Raw genomic sequence first — 17,765 nt, 5'->3', positions numbered from 1 at the left:
GTGAACGCGGTATGGCAGTCACGTTGCGGCCCGTCCGGATCCCTTGGCCCACTCCCCCGGCGCCCGTACGGTCGACAGCAGATCAACAAACGCACGACCGTGTGCCCGAGAGGCTCAGGGGCTCGACTGCAACTCGAGTTACACCGGTTCGAATCCGGTCACGGTCTCCAGCGGGAGAACCCGAAAAGGAACGGCCGCCCCCACGGGGGCGGCCGTTCCTGGGTACACCAGCCCTTACGCCGGGTCCAACGACGGCTGCGCCTCGAGCCCTCCGTCGCCCTCGCAGCCCATCTCCTTGGCCATAGCCAGGGAGAAGGAGTGGGCCACGGTCGCGTAGGCCTTCTTCAACGCCTCGACGTCGCCTTCGGGTTCCGTGGGCACAGCCCCGAAATTGACGTGGATGTCGATATGCGCCGGCGAGAGACCTGGCAGTTCCCCGCCCTGACAGGCGAAGGTCACGAACGCGCGGTCCGGTGCCGTACCGGCCTGCTCCCCCATCCTCAGGGCGGTGTACCTCGAAGACGGGCCCCCCGTCGGGGCGGTACCCGAAAGGCGCCAGGTGATCCGCATACTGTCGCCGGGTACGCCGACGGGGGTGAAGACGCGGCAGATGTCTCCGTGTCCCGTGAAGGAGGACGTGAACTGGTCGCTCAATTCCTGCGCGGCGTCCGCGACGGTGGACGTCTCACTCGACGCCTCGAACCGCGAGGAACCAGTGATCAACTCCAGCGCCTCACCAGCCCGGGCGGACACCGCGGCACCTCCGCACAGCCGCTCGGGAGGTACCGCCTGCTCCCAGGCCTCTTCGGCGCGGCTCTTCTCGTCCTCACCGCAGCCGACGACGCCGGCCGCCAGCGAAACGGCCATCGCCAGGCCGGCGGTTGCTCTACGCATGGGCACACCCCAGGACCATCTGTTTCTCTCTCTGCCGCCGGTGGTTCAGTCCGCAAGGCTGCGGAACCACCGGAGAGACCGCGCCAGACACAACGTCTTTACTTCGGAGTGAGCACGGGGGTCTTCGGGAGACCGCCGTTGTTCTCGCAGTCGAGTTCCTTCACCAGCTTGAGCGCCATGGCGTGGAGGATGGTCATGCTCATGTTGCGGTACTCACGCGTATCGGGCGCGTCGCTTCCTTTTCCACGCCCGAAACCTGCCTGAATCCGCAACGGCGTCTTGTCCGAATCTTCCAGCTGAGGACTCACGCACTCGAAGTAGAGCGATGCGCCACCCTGCCTGACAAAGGCGAGACGGAAGGCCCGCCATAGTGGGCTTCAGGCAGTCGGACCCGGCGGGCCCCCGTACGGCGCGTTGGGCCCAGGAGCACCGGGCGGGGGGCCGTACTGCGGGTACGGAGGCGGAGATTGCTGCTGGTGCGGGTACGGGGGCTGGGATTCCTGCTGGTGGGGGTACGCGGGCTGGTACGACTGCGGGGCGGCCGGAGGCGCGCTTCGGCGGCGGGAGCGGATGACCAGGACGGCCACTGCGACTCCGATGAGGGCAGCTGCGCCGATACCCAGGCCGATCCAGAGGCCGGTGTTGCCACTGTCGTCGGCGGCCGGTGCTGCGGCGGCCGGCTCGTCGCTCTTTTCGGACCCGCCCGTGGCCTTGGACGGCTCGGCGGAGGGAGTCGGGGACTCAGCCGCCGCAAGATCCGGAAGCGGGTACTCGTCGGCGGGGCCCGGGTCGCCGGGGGTTGTCAGTGCGATGCGGGGCCGGACAATGCCGTACCCGATGTCGTCCACACGCTCCTCGCCGGTCGTGGGGCCACCGGCCGTGTTCAGCAGCACGCGAAGGACCTGGTTGTTCGTCCAGTCCGGGTACTTGGACCAGATCAGTGCGGCGGAGGCGGAAACCAGGGCAGTGGCGTCACTGGTGCCGTGCGAGGTGCAGAGGCCTGTTTCGCTCTTGCAGGCGTGGATCATCTCCTCGCCCGGCGCGGAGAGGTCCACCTGGGGGCCGTACTGGGATTCCTCTGTCCTCTGCAGATTCTTGCCGACGGCGCCCACGCCTACCGCCCCGGGAGTGGCTCCCGGGTACTTGACGCCATTGGAACGCTCGGCGTCGTTACCCACACCTGCGAAGACCAGCGACCCTTTGCCAATCGCGTATTTCACCGAGTCTGTCAACTGCTGTGAACCCTCGCTCGCAGCCAACGAGATATTGATGACCTTGGCACCCTTGTCAGCGGAATACCGAATGGCCGCAGGAACCGTGGTGTTGAACTGCGCAATGTCTTCAGCAAGGTTGGCGGCCTTGTCGGGAACCCGGACAGGAAGAATCTTCACGCCTGGCGCCAGTCCGAACGCCCCGTCTCCGTTACGACCGTCGCCTGTCCCTGCGATCAGCCCGGCCATCCCCGTACCGTGACCGTCGTAGTCGGAGTGCTCATCGCCAGGCTCACCAGGGGCGAAGTCCTTTCCTTTGAGGACCTGCCCCCGCAGATCAGGATTTGACACATCGATCCCCGAATCGATCACAGCAACCGTGATGCCCTTCCCGGTGCTGCTCTGCCACATCCCCTCGGCCTTCATCGCTGTCAGGTGCCATTGATTCGAACGGACCGACTCCGCATGAGCAGACCCTGCCGTGACAGCCACCAGCAGTGTTCCGAGCGCCACCGAAACAAAGGCCCTTGTCCGGCCCCTGTGCACACCGCTGGCAAGCATTCGCGTCCTCATCCGGAGTCGTTCCATCAGTCGATGACGGGCGGCGTAGCGCGACGTCCGCCCTGCTTCCATGTCTCTTCGTCTTCGATCAAGTAGTCCGGACGTTCGCCGCCCTCATCGCGTCGGAGGTCTGCAGGCCGACGGCTCGACGGTGCGCGCAATCCACCTGCGGCCTGTCCGGCAGCGCGTCCGCTTTCGTTGCCCCGCACAAGGCCGGTGCCACCAGGCGTGAAGGGACGTTCACCTGAACGCCCCGCCTGCCGGGGCCGGCCACCGACGACTCCGCCGCTTCCTCCAGCCGGTGGCCGCCCGCCCATGGCACCGCTCCGAGCGGCACCGCCACCACTGATTCCCCCATGTCCCATGGGGCTCCGTCCCTGCGTCGTCTCACCGCCGACGACTGTTCCGCCGGGAAGCCCTCTGCCTGTGGGCTGCGCTACCGGCCGACCACCGGTGATGCCCGCATCACGAGGCGTGCGGCTTACCGACCCCGAACCGGACGCGCTCTGGCCGGGCAGCGACGGTGTGCGGACATTCAGCCCTGAGTCCTTCGCGCTGCCGAACGGGCCTGGAGCCGACCGTGTGCCGCCGCCGAACGCCTGTGGCACGGGTAGCCCGGAAGGCAGACCGCCGTCCGGCCTACCCGCAACCGGCGGCCCCGGCTGTGACACCGAGGGCGTGGACGACGACTGTGGCAGAGTCGCCGTGCTGTTGACCTCCATACTCACCGGGGTTCCCGGGTCGGGCGGAACCCGGACCGCTGATGAGTCAGGAGCTCCCTGGCTCCCGGAGCCCGTTGACGGCGAGAACTCGGAGCGCGTGGTCACCCCGCGAATCGCACCTTCTCCCTCTGCGGTTCCCATGCCGCCAGGCGGCCCCCATGTCCGGGCATCATCGATGCCCCCAGACCGCTCCGGCACGATCGCCCCCGGCGGCGGGGGGAACACCGGCTTCTCCAGCCCGTCCATCTGCGAGGCCGACAAGGCGTACGACTGCGCCAGCTTCCGCATCTGCGCCGCCGCCTCCTGGCGGTTCGCCTCCTTGGCGGCGAGCAGCGTCTCCAGGGACTTCTGCGCGACCGCCGACGCGTCGGGGTCGTTCCGCGCGGCCTTCGCCGCGTCCAGGTTGGCCTGTGCGCCCGCGTCGGTGCGCGGGATGGACACCTGGGCCGATGCCAGCGCGTCGGAGGCCTGGGCCAGCCACTTCGACGCTCCCTCGCTGTAGTCGCCCAGGCGCAGCGTCGCGTTGGCGAGGTCGTCGCTCCAGGTCCGGAAGGCCGTGGCGCCCTCGCCCTTCCACTCGACGGCCTGCGGCCGGACCTTCAGCTCCTCCGCGATCTTGCGAATCTCCTTGGCGGCACCGATCAGCCGGTCCGACGCGCCTTGGATCGCCCCGCTGTTGGCCATGTCCAGCCAGGCCAGCATGGTCTCGTGGGTCATCCCGTCGAAGGGTGTGCCCTGTCCTGCTTCCTTGTGATCCATGTCGGCCCCCGCCTATCCCCGCGTCAAACCGCCGGTGTCCGTCGTCGTCATCAGATCTCCCCGGTGGTCGGCTCGGGCTTCGGGGTCCTCTCGGCCGCTTCCCCGCCCCCACGCCGCGTCGGGTCGTACTCGCCGCCGTAGCGCTCCTTCGCCTCGTCGGAGATCGCGAGCATGCGGCGCCGGATGTCGGCATCCACGTTCTCGTAGCCGTTGTGCGCGGCCAGGACCGCGATGCTCATGCCCTCTATGGAGTCCGAGAGGCTCTTCGAGAGGGTCTCCAGCTCGGTGATCACCGTCTGGTACGACGTGAACAGGCTTGCCGCTTCGGCCCAGTGGTTGTCGCCGCCGCCGAACTGGGTGCGCTTCATGAGGTCCTGGCCGAGCTTGGTCGCGTCGGCCGGTGATTCCTTCAGGGCGACCAGTATCTCGTCGACGCGGTTGCGGAACGCGGTGAACGACGTCAGCTCCGTGGCGAGTTCGACGGCCGCTGCCGCCGAGGTCACCCCTATGAACGGCACTGCCGCCAAAGCGGCTCCGCCCCCGTCATCAGGCAGCACAGCACCCTCCCCGTATCCGGCCTGCCACGACTTCAGGGACCACTGTAGGCACTGCCAGTGACACTGCGTGTCCCCGGTCGCCGGTTCATCGCGGATCAGGCTTCAGGACTTGGCCGTCGCCACCGCCGCCTGCGGCCTGATCGGGAGGCGGTTGACCGGGCGGCCCGTCGCGGCGCGGACCGCCGACGCCACCGCGGCGGGGGACGTCACCACCGGGACCGCCGAGGCGGGCTTGGCGCCGAAGGGGGCCACCACGTCGCGCTCCTCGATCAGCTTGACGATGTGGATGTCCGGCGCGTCCAGGGACGTCGGAAGCGCGTACCCGGTGAGGTCCGGGTGGCGGATCAGACCACGGGCGGTGCGGAGGTTCTCCGTGAGGGCCGCGCCGATGCCCTGGGTGACGCCCGCCTCGATACGGGCCGCCAGCTGGGACGGGTTGAGGATTCGGCCGACGTCCTGGGCGACGGACATCTCCACCACCCGGACCGAGCCGAGCTCGATGTCGACGTCGACGACCGCGCGGACCGCGCAGAAGGCCAGACCCACGAACGCGTCGCCCTGGCCTGCTTCGTCCAGAGGTTCGGTGGGGTGGGGGCGGCACTGGGCGGTCGCCCAGAGTTCCTTGCCGTCCATGGCCTCCGTGACCGTCGTGGACAGCACACCGTCGTACGAGGTGATCTTGCCGTCGGCGATCTGGAGGAGCTCCGTGGACATGCCGAACTTGTGGGCCAGCGGCTGGAGGAGCTGGGTCCGGACCATCTTGGCGGCCCGCTCGATCGCGCCGCCGGAGACCCAGGTGTGGCGGCCGTGCGTCGCCGGGCCCGCGGGGGGCTGGTCGGTGTCCACCGCCGCCACGTGGACCTCTTCGACACCCAGGGTCTCCTGGACGATCTGGCGGGCGAGCGTGGTGAAACCCTGGCCGGTCTCGACTGCCGCGCAGATGACGGTGGCCACGCCGTCATGGACCCGGACCGTGGCCGTGGAGACCTCGTCGGTGCCCTCGGCGCCGAGCATGTGGACCATGCCGAGGGCGTAGCCGACACCTCTGCGGACGGCCCCGGGCTCACCGGCGCCCTCAGGCCCCCCGGGCAGCAGCCAGTCATCCTCCGGCGAGTCCTTGGGGAGCGCCGGCAGCGGGAAGTCGCGGAGTGCGCCGAGGAGTTCCGCGACGGGTGCGGGGCAGGTCACGGTCTGGCTGGTGGGGAGGATGTCGCCCGTGGACAGGGCGTTGCGCAGACGGAGTTCGACCGGGTCGATGCCCAGCTTCGCCGCCAGCTTGTCCATCTGGCCCTCGTACGCGGCGCAGACCTGCATCGCGCCCTCGCCCCGGACGTGTCCGGAGGGCGGGTTGTTCGTGCGGACCGCCCAGCCCTCGATGAAGGCGTGCGGGACGACGTACGGGCCGCAGGCGAAGGCCACGGCGGCGGCCAGGGACTCGGACGAGGAGTCGGCGTACGCACCCGCGTCGAGGAGGATCTGGGCCTCGACCTTGACCAGCCTGCCCTCGGTGTCCGCGTGGTGGCGGTAGCGCAGCAGGGTCGGGTGGCGGTGGGCGTGCCCGAGGAAGGACTCCTCGCGGGTGACGGCCAGTTTGACGGGGCAGCCGGTGCGCAGGGCGAGCAGGCCGAGCGGGATCTGGAAGCCGGGGTCCTCGCGGTCGCCGGTCGCTCCCGGGACGCCGGTCACGACGACCTTGACCCGCTCGGGGTCCAGGCCGAAGCAGGCGGCGGCGAGGTCACGGTCGGTGTGGGGGTCGGTGGACGCCGTGTAGAGCTCGACGCCCCCGTCGGGCCGGGGCACGGCGAGGCCGGCCTCCGCGCCGATGGGGGCGGGGTCCTGGCGGCCGATGCGGTACAGGCCCTCGACGATGACCTCGCCCACGGTGTCCGGGTCGCCGTAGCGCAGTGGGATGTGGCGGATGAGGTTGCCGTCGGGGTGGAGGGGTTCGGCGGCGAAGGCCTTCTCGGGGTCGGTGACGGGTTCGAGAACCTCGTACTCGACGGCGATCGCGGCGGCGGCCAGACGGGCGGTGTCGGGGTGGTCGGCCGCGACGGCGGCGAGGGCCTCGCCGTGGTGGCGGACGAGTTCGGACGCGAACACGGGACGGTCGACGACCCGGCGGCCGTACGACCCGTCCCCGGGGATGTCCTCGTGCGTGACGACCGCGCGCACGCCGGGCATGCCGGCGGCTGCCGTCGTGTCGATGGACAGGATGCGCGCGTGCGGGTGCGGGGAACGCAGCACCGCCGCCCACAGCAGCCCTTCGGCCCACAGGTCGGCCGCGTAGGGGAAGGTGCCCTCGGTCTTGGCGCGGGCGTCGGCGGGCGGCAGCGAGGTGCCGAGTCCGAGCGCGGGCAGTTCCTGGTCCGGGGCGGGGCCCTCGGACGGCGTCGTCGTGTGCGTGGTGCTGGTCGCGGTGGCTGCGTCGCTGGTCACGCCGCCTCCTTGTCGTTCGCTCCGCTGCGGCGGCTGCTGGTGGTGGGGGTGACCGGTGGTGCGGGGGACGGCGCGGTGTTCACCGTGTTCACCGGACGTCTCCCTCGTGCGCCTCGTGCGCCTGGACGCTGCCCGCGCCGGGGGCCGCCTGGTGCGGGATGCGCGGTTCGGTGTCGTCCTGGACGGTGGCCGCCTCGGCGGTCGCCTCCCTTCCCGCGACGACGTCCCGTACGGCGTCGAGCACACCCCGGTAGCCGGAGCACCGGCAGAGGTTGCCGCACAGGGCCTGCCGCGTCTCCAGGTCGCTGGGGGCGTGGTTGCCCTCGAGGAGGTCGTGCACGGTCATCGCCATCCCGGGGATGCAGAAGCCGCACTGGACGGCTCCGCACCGGGCCAGGGCCCGCTGGACGTCGGACGGTTCGCCGTCCACCGCGAGACCCTCCACGGTGCGGACCTCGCTGCCCGCCGTCGTGGCTGCGGGGACCAGGCAGGACGCCACGAGGCGGCCGTCCACCTGGACATTGCAGGCGCCGCACTCGCCCTGGGAGCAGCCGTCCTTGGCGCCGGCGAGGCCGAGTCGCTCCCGGAGCACGTAGAGGAGTGACTCGCCGATCCAGGCGTCGCTCACCGGGCGGTCCACACCGTTCACGTGGAGGACGTACGAGGCGGAGGGGTGCTCGCTGGGGCCGTCCGCAGGAGCGGAGGCGGCGGCGTGCTCCTCACCGGGGAGCGGGGCGTGTCCGGTGTCGTGTCCGGTGTCGTGTCCGGTGTCGGCCTCGGGCGTCCGCGCCCCGGGGGCCGGGTCCCCGGATGCCTCGGCCTCGGGGACGTCCGCCTCGGGTGCCGGCATCCCGGGGGCAGGGCCTTCCCCGGGTGCCTCCGACTCCAGGCCCCCTCGCGGCCCGTCCGGTGCCTCCAGGCCCTCTTCCGGCCTGTCCAGGGCCTCCACGGCGGCCTCGGGAGCCTCGGGAGCCTCAGGGGCGCCTTCGGGCTCCTGGGGCCCTTCCGGGGCCTCCTCCGCGACGGCTTCGGGTGCGGGTGCGGGTGCGGGCTCCTGGGGCTCCTGCGTCGCCCACGGGGCGGGGGCTCCGCCCGGCAGCGTGGCCGGGGGCGTGTCCGCGTACCAGGAGGAAGCCATCGCCGAGGCCGCGAATTCGCCGGACTCGTCCGGGAGGTCGCCGTCCGCCACGGGGATCGTCCACTGGCCGGTGTGGCCGGCGGGCTCGTGGGCCGGCTCGGGGTCGGGCTCGGCGGACGCCGCCGCGTCGAAGTTCCACTGGGCGGTCGTGGAGGACGTCTGCGCGTACTGCGCCGTGTCCGGGTACGGCTGCTGGTACGGGTCCTGCGGGTGGTACGGGTCCTGCTGCTGGTTCGGGTCGGGCCAGTGCACCGCGTCGGGCGTGGTCTCCTGGCCGCCCTGCTCCCCCTGGCTCCCCGTCCGCACGACCCAGCTGCCCGTCGCCGCGGGGTCGAGCCCGGCAGCCGGGGTCAGCGGAAGGATCATCGGCGGCACGTAACTGTGGCCGGGGGCGGCCAGCGGGTCGTTCCCGAGGTCGGCCAGGTCCTCCGGGGGCAGGTGGACGAAGGCGGTCGCGTCGGCGTCGTACTCACCGCTCTGCGGGGTCGGCTGCCAGCCGGCGTACGGGTCGGGGTGCCCGTGCTGCTGCTCGGGGTTCTCCTCATTGCTCACGACAGTGCCCTCCCCAGTGCGCGTCGGGCGAGTGTGGCGACCGTGCGCCGCAGGTGCAGGACGGCGGGCGACAGAGGGGGTGCCTCTCCCCCGTCGTCCGGTGGTGCCTGGTCCGGGATGCAGGCCGCCGCGACGTACTCGCCGAATGCGGCCAGCGCGTCGGGGGCCAGGCCGCGCTCGCCGTCCCAGTCGATCAGGGAGGCGATCCAGCGTTCGGCCTCCAGGGGCCGCAGGGGCATCGGGGCGATCGCGCCGACCGCGCAGCGCACGCCGCGGCGGGCCGGGTCCAGGACGATCGCGACGGAGGCGGTGGCGCGGCCGGGTCCGGTGCGGCCGGTCGCCTTGAGGAAGACCTGGGGGGCGTGCAGCAGCGGTACGCGGACGAAGCCGATCAGCTCGGCGGGCTCGAGCATCTCGCGGCCCGCGAGCAGGTGCGAGACGGGGATCTCCCGCCGGGAGCCCCCGGTGCCCGCGATGACCAGCTCGGCCTCCAGGGCCGCCAGCACGGGCAGGGCGTCACCGGTCGGGGCCGCGGTGGCGATGTTGCCGCCGAGCGTCCCGGCGTTACGGATCTGCGGCGGGCCCGCGGCGCGCGCGGAGGCGGCCAGCGCCGGAATCAGCGCGGCGAAGTCGGGCCGCCCCATGCGCGCATGGGTCAGACCGGCTCCGAGCAGGGCGTGGCCGTCCTGGTAGTGCCAGCCGCGCAGCTCGCTGATCCGGCCGAGGCCGACCAGTCCCGAGGGCCGCAGCAGGCCCTTGTTGACGGCGGCCATGAGGTCGGTGCCTCCGGCCACGGGAACGGCGGCGGGCATGGCGCCGAGAGCCGCCACGGCCTCGTCGAGCGAGGCCGGGAGCGTCACCGACTGCATCGCCTGCGGTGCGTGCGTGGTCAACCCAGCTGCCCCTTCCCGGTGTCCCGGCAGTCCCGCCTGTCCGCCGTACGGTACGTGCTCACGGCCGGGACGTGGCAACTCTGGCACATCTTCCGGGCTGTCCGAAGCGAGGGTCCGCGAAGGGTGTTTCCGTCCCCGACCAGGGGAAAAGTCACCTTTGGCAGACCTTCTGCCCCGCGCACGGAATGCCACCCTTCAGCGCGTTCGTACGACTTATCCGGTTCCCCCGGCCGTCGCGTCCGGTGGCGGTCACACGGTCGGGGGCGGTCCCTCGATCGGGCGACCCAGGATGCCGGGGCGGCGTTGCCAGGGCCGCGGGCCCGTGGGCGGCCGGTAGGCGACGCCAAGGGCGTCGAGCCGGGTGTAGTGAGTGGTCATCCTCCGCTCGAAGTCGGCGAAGTCCCGCTCCCCGGGGGCCGGGAGACGGGACCAGGCGACCTCGGCGAAGGCGGCGAGCCTGGGGAACACCTGGTAGTCCACACGGTCCTGGTTCTGCATGACCTCGGTCCAGACGTTGGCCTGGGTGCCCATGACGTGACCGGCGGCCTCCTCGGAGAGGGCGGGGGGCACGGGCTCGAAGCGGTAGACGTCCTCCAGGGTGCGGACGTAGCCGATGGGCATCGGCTCGTCGGGGCCGCCGTCCTGACGGTAGTCCAGGTACACCTGCTGCAGGGGACACATCACGACGTCGTGCCCGGCCTCGGCGGCGGCGATCCCGCCCGCGTACCCCCGCCACGAGGTCACGGCCGCGCCCTCGGCGAGGCCGCCCTCCAGGATCTCGTCCCAGCCGATGAGGCGGCGGCCCCGGTCGGCGAGCCACCGGTCAAAGTGCCGGATGAACCAGGACTGGAGCTCGTCCTCGTCCTTCAGGCCGAGAGCGGTGATCCGGGCCTGCGCGGCCGGCGACTGCTTCCACTGGTCCTTGGGGCATTCGTCACCCCCGACGTGGATGAAGGGCGAGGTGTCGGCGGGGAACAGGTCGAGGATCTCCTCGAAGACCCCTTCGAAGAACCGCAGGGTGGTGTCAGTGGGTGCGAGTACGTTCGGATTGACGCCCCAGGTGTCCCACACGGAAAGCGCGGAGGTGTCGATGACGTCGGTGTTGCCCAGTTCCGGATACGCGCTGATGGCTGCCTGCGAGTGGCCCGGGATGTCGATCTCGGGGACCACCCGGATATGCCGTTCGGCGGCGTACGCGACGATCTCGCGGATGTCGTCCTGCGTGTAGAAGCCGCCGTGCGGGGTCTCGTCCCACAGTTCGGACGCCCGGTGGCCGTATTTGGTGCGTGCGCGCCAGGCGCCGGCCTCCGTGAGCCGGGGGTGGCGCTTGATCTCGACGCGCCAGCCCTGGTCGTCGCTGAGGTGGAAGTGGAAGACGTTCAGTTTGTGGGCGGCCAGGAGGTCGAGCATGCGCAGCACGCCGTCCTTGGGCGTGAAGTGCCGTGCCACGTCGAGCATCAGCCCGCGCCAGCCGAAGCGGGGGCCGTCCTCGATCTCCGTGAACGGGATGGTCCGGCTCGCGCCGGTGCGGACGGGCGCCCGGCGGAACGCCTCGGGACCGAGGAGCTGACGGAGGGTCTGGGCACCCCAGAACACTCCGGCCGCGCTGCCGCCGGTGATCCGTACGCCCCGGGCGGGTGAGACGCCCAGCCGGTAGCCCTCGGGCTCCAGGGAGGGGTCGATGTGCAACTCGATGGTGTTCGCGGTCGCTTCGGCGCCCGCGGCACCCGGGGCGAGTGGCAGGCCGAAGGCGGCCCCGAGGGTGGTGCGGAGCCAGCGCTCCGTGCCGTCGGTGCCGGGGCCGGCGGTGAGGGTCGTGGACCCGTCGAGGAGGAGTCCGCCGCGGTCCTCGCCGCCGGTGTGCGCGGGTGCCGGAATCAGGTGGTGCATGTCAGTCCTTTACCGCTCCGCCCAGTCCGGAGACCAGGCGCCGCTGTACGAGGACGAAGAAGACCAGCACGGGCACGGTCATCACCGTCGAGGCCGCCATGATCCCTCCCCAGTCGTTCTCGTCGGGTTTGAAGAAGACCAGCAACGCCATGGGGAGCGTCGACTGCGAGGTGTCGCTGATGATGAACGACTTCGCGAACAGGAAGTCGTTCCAGGTCGAGATGAAGGAGAAGACGCTGGTCGCCACGAGGCCGGGGAGGACGAGCGGGAAGAGGATCTGCCAGAGGAAGCGTGTGCGGCTCGCGCCGTCGATGTACGCGGCCTCCTCCAGCGCCTCCGGGACGGCCTTGACGAAGCCGCGCAGCATCCAGATCGCGAACGGCAGCGAGAAGGCGAGGTGCGGCAGGATCAGCGATCCCAGGGTGTTCAGCTGTCCGAAGTCCCGCATGAGGAAGAACAGCGGAATGGTCAGTGCCTCGACCGGCACCATCTGCGCCACGAGGAACATGATCAGCAGTGTGGTGCGGAACTTGAAGCGGAATCGGGTCACGGCCGTGGCGGCGAGGAAGGCGATCAGCGCGGAGGCGATGACGACGGTGCCGGCGACGACCAGGCTGTTCAGGAAGTAGCGGCCGAATTCCTGCTGTTCGAAGACCCGGCGGAACGAGTCGAGGGACGGGGCCAGCGTCCAGGGGCGGGCCTCGGTGGACTGGATCTCGCCTGCCGGCTTGAAGGCGGAGAGCACCATCCAGTACAGCGGGAAGGCGACGACGACGGCGATGACCAGGGCCGCCGCCTCCGCCGCGAGCCTTCCCGGCCGGCGGACCCGCAGAAGCGTACGCGCGCTCACAGTTCCTCCCCCTGGCGCCGCACCAGGCGCAGATAGACCAGCGTGACGGCCAGCAGGATCACGAGCATCACGACGCCGATCGCCGATCCGAGGCTGTACTGGGAGGACGCGAAGGCCTTCTGGTACGCGTACACGTTGAGCACCAGGTTCTGGCCGGCGATGCCGCCCCCGTTGGTCATGACGTAGATCTGGGTGAAGACCTTGAAGTCCCAGATGACGGACTGGATGGTCACGACGATCAGGATCGGCCGCAGCATCGGGGCCGTGACCGACCGCCAGGTCCGCCACTGCGAGGCACCGTCGAGCGAGGCCGCCTCCAGCACCTCGGCGGGGATCGCGCGGATGCCCGCGTACACGGTCACCATCACGAACGGGAAGGAGCACCAGAGCACTTCGAGGAGGACCAGGGCGAAGGCGCTGTAGCGGCCGTAGGTCCAGGAGAAGTCGCCGAGCCCCAGCACCCTGTTGACCGGGCCGAAGTCGGGGTCGAAGAGGAAGACCCAGACGGTCGAGCCGGTGATCGCCGGGGTCGCCCAGGCCCCGAGGGCGGCCAGCATCAGTGCGAGCCGGGGGACGGCCCGGACCCGGGTCAGCAGGACGGCCAGCGCGCAGCCGGTGAACAGGGTGGCGAGCACGCAGGCCGCGGCGAAGAGCACGGTCGCGAGGAGCACCTGCCAGAACTGGCTGTCGCCGAAGAGCGTGGCGTAGTTGCCGAAGCCCTGGAAGGTGGTCGGCCGGCCGCCGCTGACCTGGGCCTGGGTGTACTCCAGGAAGGAGATCAGGCCCAGTTGGTAGATCGGGTAGACCAGGAGTCCGCCGAGCAGGACGAGCGCGGGGAGCAGGTAGAGCCAGGGGGTCCAGCCGCCTCGCCGCGCCGGTGACGCCGGGCGGCGCCGGGGCGTTCGGGCAGGTGCCCCGCTCGCCCCGGGCCTCGCGGCTGCCTTGTGGAGGGTGGTGTCCGCGGTCATCGTCAGCCCGCTTCGGCGAACGCCGCGTCCATCTTCTTCGCCGCGTCGTCCGAGGCGGCGTCCACGTCCTTACGGCCGCTGACGATCTCCTGGAACATGGTCGGCAGGACCAGGGAGGCGTCGATCTGGCCCCAGGCGGGCGAGGCGGGGACGAACTTCGCGCCCGCGCCGAGGGTCTCGACGAAGGGGCCGACGAAGGGCTCCTTCTCCGCGACCGTGCCCAGCACGTCCGTGTACGTCGGCAGCCAGCCCATCGCGTCGAACATCTTCGCCTGGGTCTTCTTGCCGGTCAGCGACTTCATCAGGTCGACGGCGAGGGTGCGGTGCGAAGTGCTCTTGAGTACGCCGATGTTGTTGCCGCCGGCGAAGGCCGGGGCGATCGAGCCCTTCGTCACACCGGGCAGCGGCACGACGGCGTACTCGCCCTTCACGGTGCCCGCCTCGACGGCGGCGTGGCTGAAGTCGCCGCCGATCGCCATGGCCGCCTTGCCGGAGGCGAAGGCGGTGACGGTCGCGTTGCCTCCCATGGCCGCGCACTTGGCCGCCGGGCAGTTGTCGTCACCGAAGAGGGAGGTGTAGGCCTCGATGCCCTTGCGGGCCTTCTCGCTGTTGATGGCGGACTTGTAGGTCACGCCGGTCTCGTCGGCCAGCTCGCCGCCCCGCGCCCAGATGAAGGGCATCGCGCCGTAGGTGTACGCGCCGCCGACGGCGAGGCCGTAGAGGTCCGGCTTCTCCTGGTGGATCTTCTTCGCCGTGGAGATCAGTTCGTCCTGGCTCTTCGGGGGCTCGATGCCGAGCTCCTCGAAGACGTCGGTCCGGTAGTACAGCGCGCGTACGCCGACGAAGAGCGGCGCCCCGTAGACCTGGCCGTCCACCGTCACGGACTGCTTGGCGGTCGGGTCGGTGTCCTTGGCCTCGTCCCAGGCCGCGAACTCCTCGCTGACGTCGGCCAGTCCGCCGTCCTTCACGTATCCGGCGGTGTCGGTGTTGCCGTACTCGATGAGGTCGGGGGCGCTCTTCGGGTCGTTGAAGGCGGCCTTGATGCGCTGGGCCCGGGTGTCGACGGGTATGTACTCGACCTCGACCTCGGCACCCTCGTGGGACTTCTCGAAGTCGGCGACCGCGGCGTCGACGACCTTCTCCTTGGGCTTGTTGCCGACCTCCTGGAAGAGCCAGACACGGAGCGTGCCGGTCTTCTCGTCACCCTCGGCGCCGGTGCCGGAGGTCCCCGGCGCGCAGGCGGTGGCGGTGAGGCCGGCCAGCACAAGGGCCGCGGCCGGAGCGGCAATTCGGGCAGAAAGCTTCATCCGGGACCCCTACCGGTCATTCGTTGCATTCTATGCAACGTACGTTTCGTTCTGCACAACTGGCAGGAGACTAAGGGCGCGTCCGCACGCCGACAAGTGGTCTCTACCACTCTGTGACCACGCGGTGCAGCCCGTGCAACGCGCGCCCGTCGCCGCCCCGGCCGGGGCGGACGGCACCCGGGTGCTCAGGGGCATGCGAACGGCCCCCGGGGCACGCGTCGCCGCGTGTCCCGGGGGCCGGGGTCAGATCGGAAAGGTCCTGGAAAGGGAGCCGGACGGACTACTTCTTGCCGCTGTCCTTGCCGCCCTTGCCCTTGTCCTTGTCGCCGCCGGCGCCCATGGACTCGTAGATCTCCTTGCACATGGGACAGACCGGATACTTCTTGGGGTCGCGCCCCGGGACCCAGACCTTGCCGCACAGCGCCACCACGGGAGTGCCCTCCAGGGCGCTCGCCATGATCTTGTCCTTCTGGACGTAATGGGCGTAGCGCTCGTGGTCGCCGTCGCCGTTCGACACCTGAGGTGTCGGCTCCACGAGGGTCCCCGTACCTGCCCCGCGCTCGGGCTCAAGAGTGCTCATAACTGCCAAGCGTACTGAAAGCTCCGTGCATCAGTTCAGCGAAGGGTCGTCCGGATACGTGGCGATCATGGCCAGCTCGCTGCGCTGCCGCCGCAGAACCGCCCGCCAGAGGTTCTCCGGGCGGGGCGAGGAGACGTCACCGGGCTCCGACTCGACCACGTACCAGGCACCCTCGGCCAGTTCCGCCTCCAGCTGGCCGGGCCCCCAGCCCGCGTATCCGGCGAAGATCCGCAGCGAACCGAGCGCCGCCGCGAGCAGCTCCGGCGGGGCCTCCAGGTCGACCAGGCCGATCGCCCCGTGCACCCGGCGCCAGCCCAGAGGACCCTCGTCCCCGGGGATCACGGCCACGCCCAGCGCCGAGTCCAGGGAGACCGGGCCGCCCTGGAAGACCACGTCCGGCTCGCCGGCCAGACCGGCCCAGGACGCCAGGATGTCCCCGACGCCGACCGGGGTGGGCCGGTTCAGGACGACGCCCAGCGAGCCCTCCTCGTCGTGATCGAGGAGCAGCACCACCGCACGGTCGAAATTCGGGTCCGCCAGGGCGGGTGCGGCCACGAGCAGCCGTCCTGTGAGCGAGGACACCTCCGTCATGGCACAGATGATCCCGCATCTTCGCCCTCAGCGGGTGCCAAGTGGCCCGCCCGGTCCGGGACGGGCTCCGCCCGCAGCTCAGGGCGCACGGCCGTGGTACGGGTGCACGGGGAGCGCACGCCCGCGGGGCCCGTGAGGGTGGTGACCCTCCGCAAGGCGGGGGCAGCGGAACGTGTTGTGGCGGAGTCATGACGTTCGTATGCACCCCGGTGGCTTACTGAAGGGGGGCGGAAGCCCATTACCCTTTTGATGGCCCCCTGCCCGACCACTCCGGAACGCGAGATTCATGACCGGCACAGACGATGTCCTGCTTGTCCACGGCGGAACCCCGCTGGAGGGCGAGATCCGCGTCCGAGGCGCCAAGAACCTGGTGCCGAAGGCAATGGTCGCCGCGCTGCTCGGCAGCGGGCCCAGCCGGCTGCGCAACGTTCCCGACATCCGCGACGTGCGGGTGGTCCGGGGACTTCTGCAGCTGCACGGCGTGACCGTCCGCCCCGGCGACGAGCCGGGCGAACTCATCCTCGACCCGTCGCACGTCGAGAGCGCGAACGTCGCCGACATCGACGCCCACGCGGGCTCGTCGCGCATCCCGATCCTCTTCTGCGGCCCACTGCTGCACCGGCTGGGCCACGCCTTCATCCCGGGGCTCGGCGGCTGCGACATCGGCGGACGGCCGATCGACTTCCACTTCGAGGTGCTGCGCCAGTTCGGCGCGACCATCGAGAAGCGGGCGGACGGCCAGTACCTGGAGGCCCCGCAGCGGCTGCGGGGCACGAAGATCCGGCTGCCGTACCCGTCGGTGGGCTCCACCGAGCAGGTCCTGCTGACCGCCGTCCTCGCCGAGGGCGTCACCGAGCTGTCCAACGCGGCCGTCGAGCCGGAGATCGAGGACCTCATCTGCGTACTGCAGAAGATGGGCGCGATCATCTCCATGGACACCGACCGGACCATCCGGATCACGGGTGTCGACAGGCTCGACGGCTACACGCACCGGGCGATCCCCGACCGCCTGGAGGCCGCCTCCTGGGCGTCCGCCGCACTGGCGACCGAGGGCAACATCTACGTGCGCGGCGCCCAGCAGCGCTCGATGATGACCTTCCTCAACACCTTCCGCCGGGTGGGCGGCGCCTTCGAGATCGACGACGAGGGCATCCGCTTCTGGCACCCGGGCGGCGCGCTGAACGCCATCGCCCTGGAGACGGACGTCCACCCCGGCTTCCAGACCGACTGGCAGCAGCCGCTCGTGGTGGCCCTGACCCAGGCGGCCGGCCTGTCGATCGTCCACGAGACGGTCTACGAGTCCCGGCTGGGCTTCACCTCGGCGCTCAACCAGATGGGTGCGCACATCCAGCTCTACCGTGAGTGCCTCGGGGGCTCCGACTGCCGATTCGGGCAGCGGAACTTCCTGCACTCGGCGGTCGTGTCCGGGCCGACGAAGCTCCAGGGCGCGGATCTGGTCATCCCCGACCTGCGCGGCGGGTTCTCGTACCTGATCGCGGCGCTGGCGGCCCAGGGCACGTCCCGGGTGCACGGCATCGACCTGATCAACCGCGGCTACGAGAACTTCATGGACAAGCTGGAGAAGCTCGGCGCGAAGGTCGAGCTGCCGGGCGGTTCACTCGTCTGAGAGCGCGCCCCGCGCGCACAGTGCTGCCGCACACAGCACTGCGCACCCCCGCACCACGGTCCGCCGCCCCGGCTCCCTCACGAGGGACCGGGGCGGCGGGCTTTTCGGTGTCCGCCCCGTCGCCCTCGTCGGGGCACCCGGCCCTCGTGTGCACGGGCGCCGCAGAACGCCCGTACAGGGCCGAACGCGACGTGTGTCCGCCTCGGGGGCCCGCCCGGGGGTGCCGGGC

14 protein-coding genes and 1 tRNA gene are annotated in these 17,765 nt (G+C 70.8%); 2 read left to right on the top strand and 13 right to left on the bottom strand.

The annotated features are described in order from the left end of the window. Positions 1 to 95: 95 nt before the first annotated feature. Positions 96 to 170, top strand: a tRNA-Cys gene (locus ACIRJR_RS29220). A 64-nt stretch (positions 171 to 234) separates the two neighbouring features. Here the strand turns inward: ACIRJR_RS29220 and ACIRJR_RS29215 are convergent. The 13 genes from ACIRJR_RS29215 to ACIRJR_RS29155 all read right to left on the bottom strand — a co-directional run bounded on the left by ACIRJR_RS29215 (position 235) and on the right by ACIRJR_RS29155 (position 15,909). Then, positions 235 to 894 (bottom strand): hypothetical protein, encoded by a 660-nt coding sequence (locus tag ACIRJR_RS29215; RefSeq protein WP_403786085.1) that lies wholly within the window; start codon positions 892 to 894, stop codon positions 235 to 237. Between the two features lie 377 nt (positions 895 to 1,271). Beyond that, the gene (gene mycP / locus ACIRJR_RS29210; protein WP_403786083.1) at positions 1,272 to 2,666 is read right to left on the bottom strand and encodes a type VII secretion-associated serine protease mycosin; all 1,395 of its coding nucleotides are present in this window, start codon (positions 2,664 to 2,666) and stop codon (positions 1,272 to 1,274) included. 26 nt (positions 2,667 to 2,692) lie between these two features. Continuing rightward, positions 2,693 to 4,090 (bottom strand): hypothetical protein, encoded by a 1,398-nt coding sequence (locus ACIRJR_RS29205; RefSeq protein WP_403786081.1) that lies wholly within the window; start codon positions 4,088 to 4,090, stop codon positions 2,693 to 2,695. A gap of 107 nt (positions 4,091 to 4,197) precedes the next feature. Then, positions 4,198 to 4,665: a hypothetical protein gene (locus ACIRJR_RS29200; RefSeq protein ID WP_403786231.1), complete on the bottom strand. Its 468-nt coding sequence runs from the start codon at positions 4,663 to 4,665 to the stop codon at positions 4,198 to 4,200. 141 nt (positions 4,666 to 4,806) lie between these two features. After that, on the bottom strand, positions 4,807 to 7,140 hold the full coding sequence (locus ACIRJR_RS29195; protein WP_403786079.1) for a xanthine dehydrogenase family protein molybdopterin-binding subunit: 2,334 nt from the start codon (positions 7,138 to 7,140) through the stop codon (positions 4,807 to 4,809). Positions 7,141 to 7,228: 88 nt separating this feature from the next. Continuing rightward, on the bottom strand, positions 7,229 to 8,830 hold the full coding sequence (locus tag ACIRJR_RS29190; protein WP_403786077.1) for a 2Fe-2S iron-sulfur cluster-binding protein: 1,602 nt from the start codon (positions 8,828 to 8,830) through the stop codon (positions 7,229 to 7,231). After that, positions 8,827 to 9,723 carry an FAD binding domain-containing protein gene (locus tag ACIRJR_RS29185; RefSeq protein ID WP_403786075.1) on the bottom strand — a complete coding sequence of 299 codons (897 nt, stop codon included), beginning with the start codon at positions 9,721 to 9,723 and terminating at the stop codon, positions 8,827 to 8,829. Before ACIRJR_RS29185 ends, ACIRJR_RS29190 begins: the two co-directional genes overlap by 4 nt. Positions 9,724 to 9,972: 249 nt before the next feature. Next, on the bottom strand, positions 9,973 to 11,613 hold the full coding sequence (locus ACIRJR_RS29180) for a beta-N-acetylhexosaminidase (RefSeq protein ID WP_403786073.1): 1,641 nt from the start codon (positions 11,611 to 11,613) through the stop codon (positions 9,973 to 9,975). A gap of 1 nt (position 11,614) precedes the next feature. Beyond that, on the bottom strand, positions 11,615 to 12,463 hold the full coding sequence (locus ACIRJR_RS29175; protein WP_403786071.1) for a carbohydrate ABC transporter permease: 849 nt from the start codon (positions 12,461 to 12,463) through the stop codon (positions 11,615 to 11,617). After that, positions 12,460 to 13,431, bottom strand: a complete 972-nt coding sequence (locus tag ACIRJR_RS29170; protein WP_403786069.1) for a carbohydrate ABC transporter permease — start codon at positions 13,429 to 13,431, stop codon at positions 12,460 to 12,462. The genes ACIRJR_RS29175 and ACIRJR_RS29170 overlap by 4 nt, the downstream gene beginning before the upstream one ends. A 2-nt stretch (positions 13,432 to 13,433) precedes the next feature. Continuing rightward, a complete protein-coding gene (locus ACIRJR_RS29165; RefSeq protein ID WP_403786067.1) occupies positions 13,434 to 14,738 on the bottom strand; it encodes an extracellular solute-binding protein in 1,305 nt (434 codons plus the stop codon). A gap of 280 nt (positions 14,739 to 15,018) precedes the next feature. After that, positions 15,019 to 15,318, bottom strand: a complete 300-nt coding sequence (locus tag ACIRJR_RS29160; protein WP_014155978.1) for a DUF3039 domain-containing protein — start codon at positions 15,316 to 15,318, stop codon at positions 15,019 to 15,021. 30 nt (positions 15,319 to 15,348) lie between these two features. Continuing rightward, positions 15,349 to 15,909 (bottom strand): YqgE/AlgH family protein, encoded by a 561-nt coding sequence (locus ACIRJR_RS29155; RefSeq protein ID WP_103760433.1) that lies wholly within the window; start codon positions 15,907 to 15,909, stop codon positions 15,349 to 15,351. A gap of 286 nt (positions 15,910 to 16,195) precedes the next feature. On the opposite strand from ACIRJR_RS29155, the gene murA reads away from it, so the two are divergent. Next, positions 16,196 to 17,536, top strand: coding sequence for a UDP-N-acetylglucosamine 1-carboxyvinyltransferase (gene murA / locus ACIRJR_RS29150; RefSeq protein WP_014155976.1), 1,341 nt, complete (start codon positions 16,196 to 16,198; stop codon positions 17,534 to 17,536). Positions 17,537 to 17,765: the final 229 nt, after the last annotated feature.

It is taken from the genome of Streptomyces sp. NPDC102402 (genome assembly GCF_044765765.1).
Lineage (GTDB): Bacteria > Actinomycetota > Actinomycetes > Streptomycetales > Streptomycetaceae > Streptomyces.
The sequence above is the reverse complement of the archived record's forward strand: the minus strand, read 5'-3'. Positions and strand labels throughout refer to the sequence as shown.

Coding starts and splice junctions, on each gene's coding strand:
- ACIRJR_RS29170 (WP_403786069.1), bottom strand. CDS start 13,431: ATGACCGCGGACACCACCCTCCACAAGGCAGCCGCGAGGCCCGGGGCG.
- ACIRJR_RS29215 (WP_403786085.1), bottom strand. CDS start 894: ATGCGTAGAGCAACCGCCGGCCTGGCGATGGCCGTTTCGCTGGCGGCC.
- ACIRJR_RS29160 (WP_014155978.1), bottom strand. CDS start 15,318: ATGAGCACTCTTGAGCCCGAGCGCGGGGCAGGTACGGGGACCCTCGTG.
- ACIRJR_RS29155 (WP_103760433.1), bottom strand. CDS start 15,909: ATGACGGAGGTGTCCTCGCTCACAGGACGGCTGCTCGTGGCCGCACCC.
- mycP (WP_403786083.1), bottom strand. CDS start 2,666: ATGCTTGCCAGCGGTGTGCACAGGGGCCGGACAAGGGCCTTTGTTTCG.
- ACIRJR_RS29165 (WP_403786067.1), bottom strand. CDS start 14,738: ATGAAGCTTTCTGCCCGAATTGCCGCTCCGGCCGCGGCCCTTGTGCTG.
- ACIRJR_RS29180 (WP_403786073.1), bottom strand. CDS start 11,613: ATGCACCACCTGATTCCGGCACCCGCGCACACCGGCGGCGAGGACCGC.
- murA (WP_014155976.1), top strand. CDS start 16,196: ATGACCGGCACAGACGATGTCCTGCTTGTCCACGGCGGAACCCCGCTG.
- ACIRJR_RS29205 (WP_403786081.1), bottom strand. CDS start 4,090: ATGCTGGCCTGGCTGGACATGGCCAACAGCGGGGCGATCCAAGGCGCG.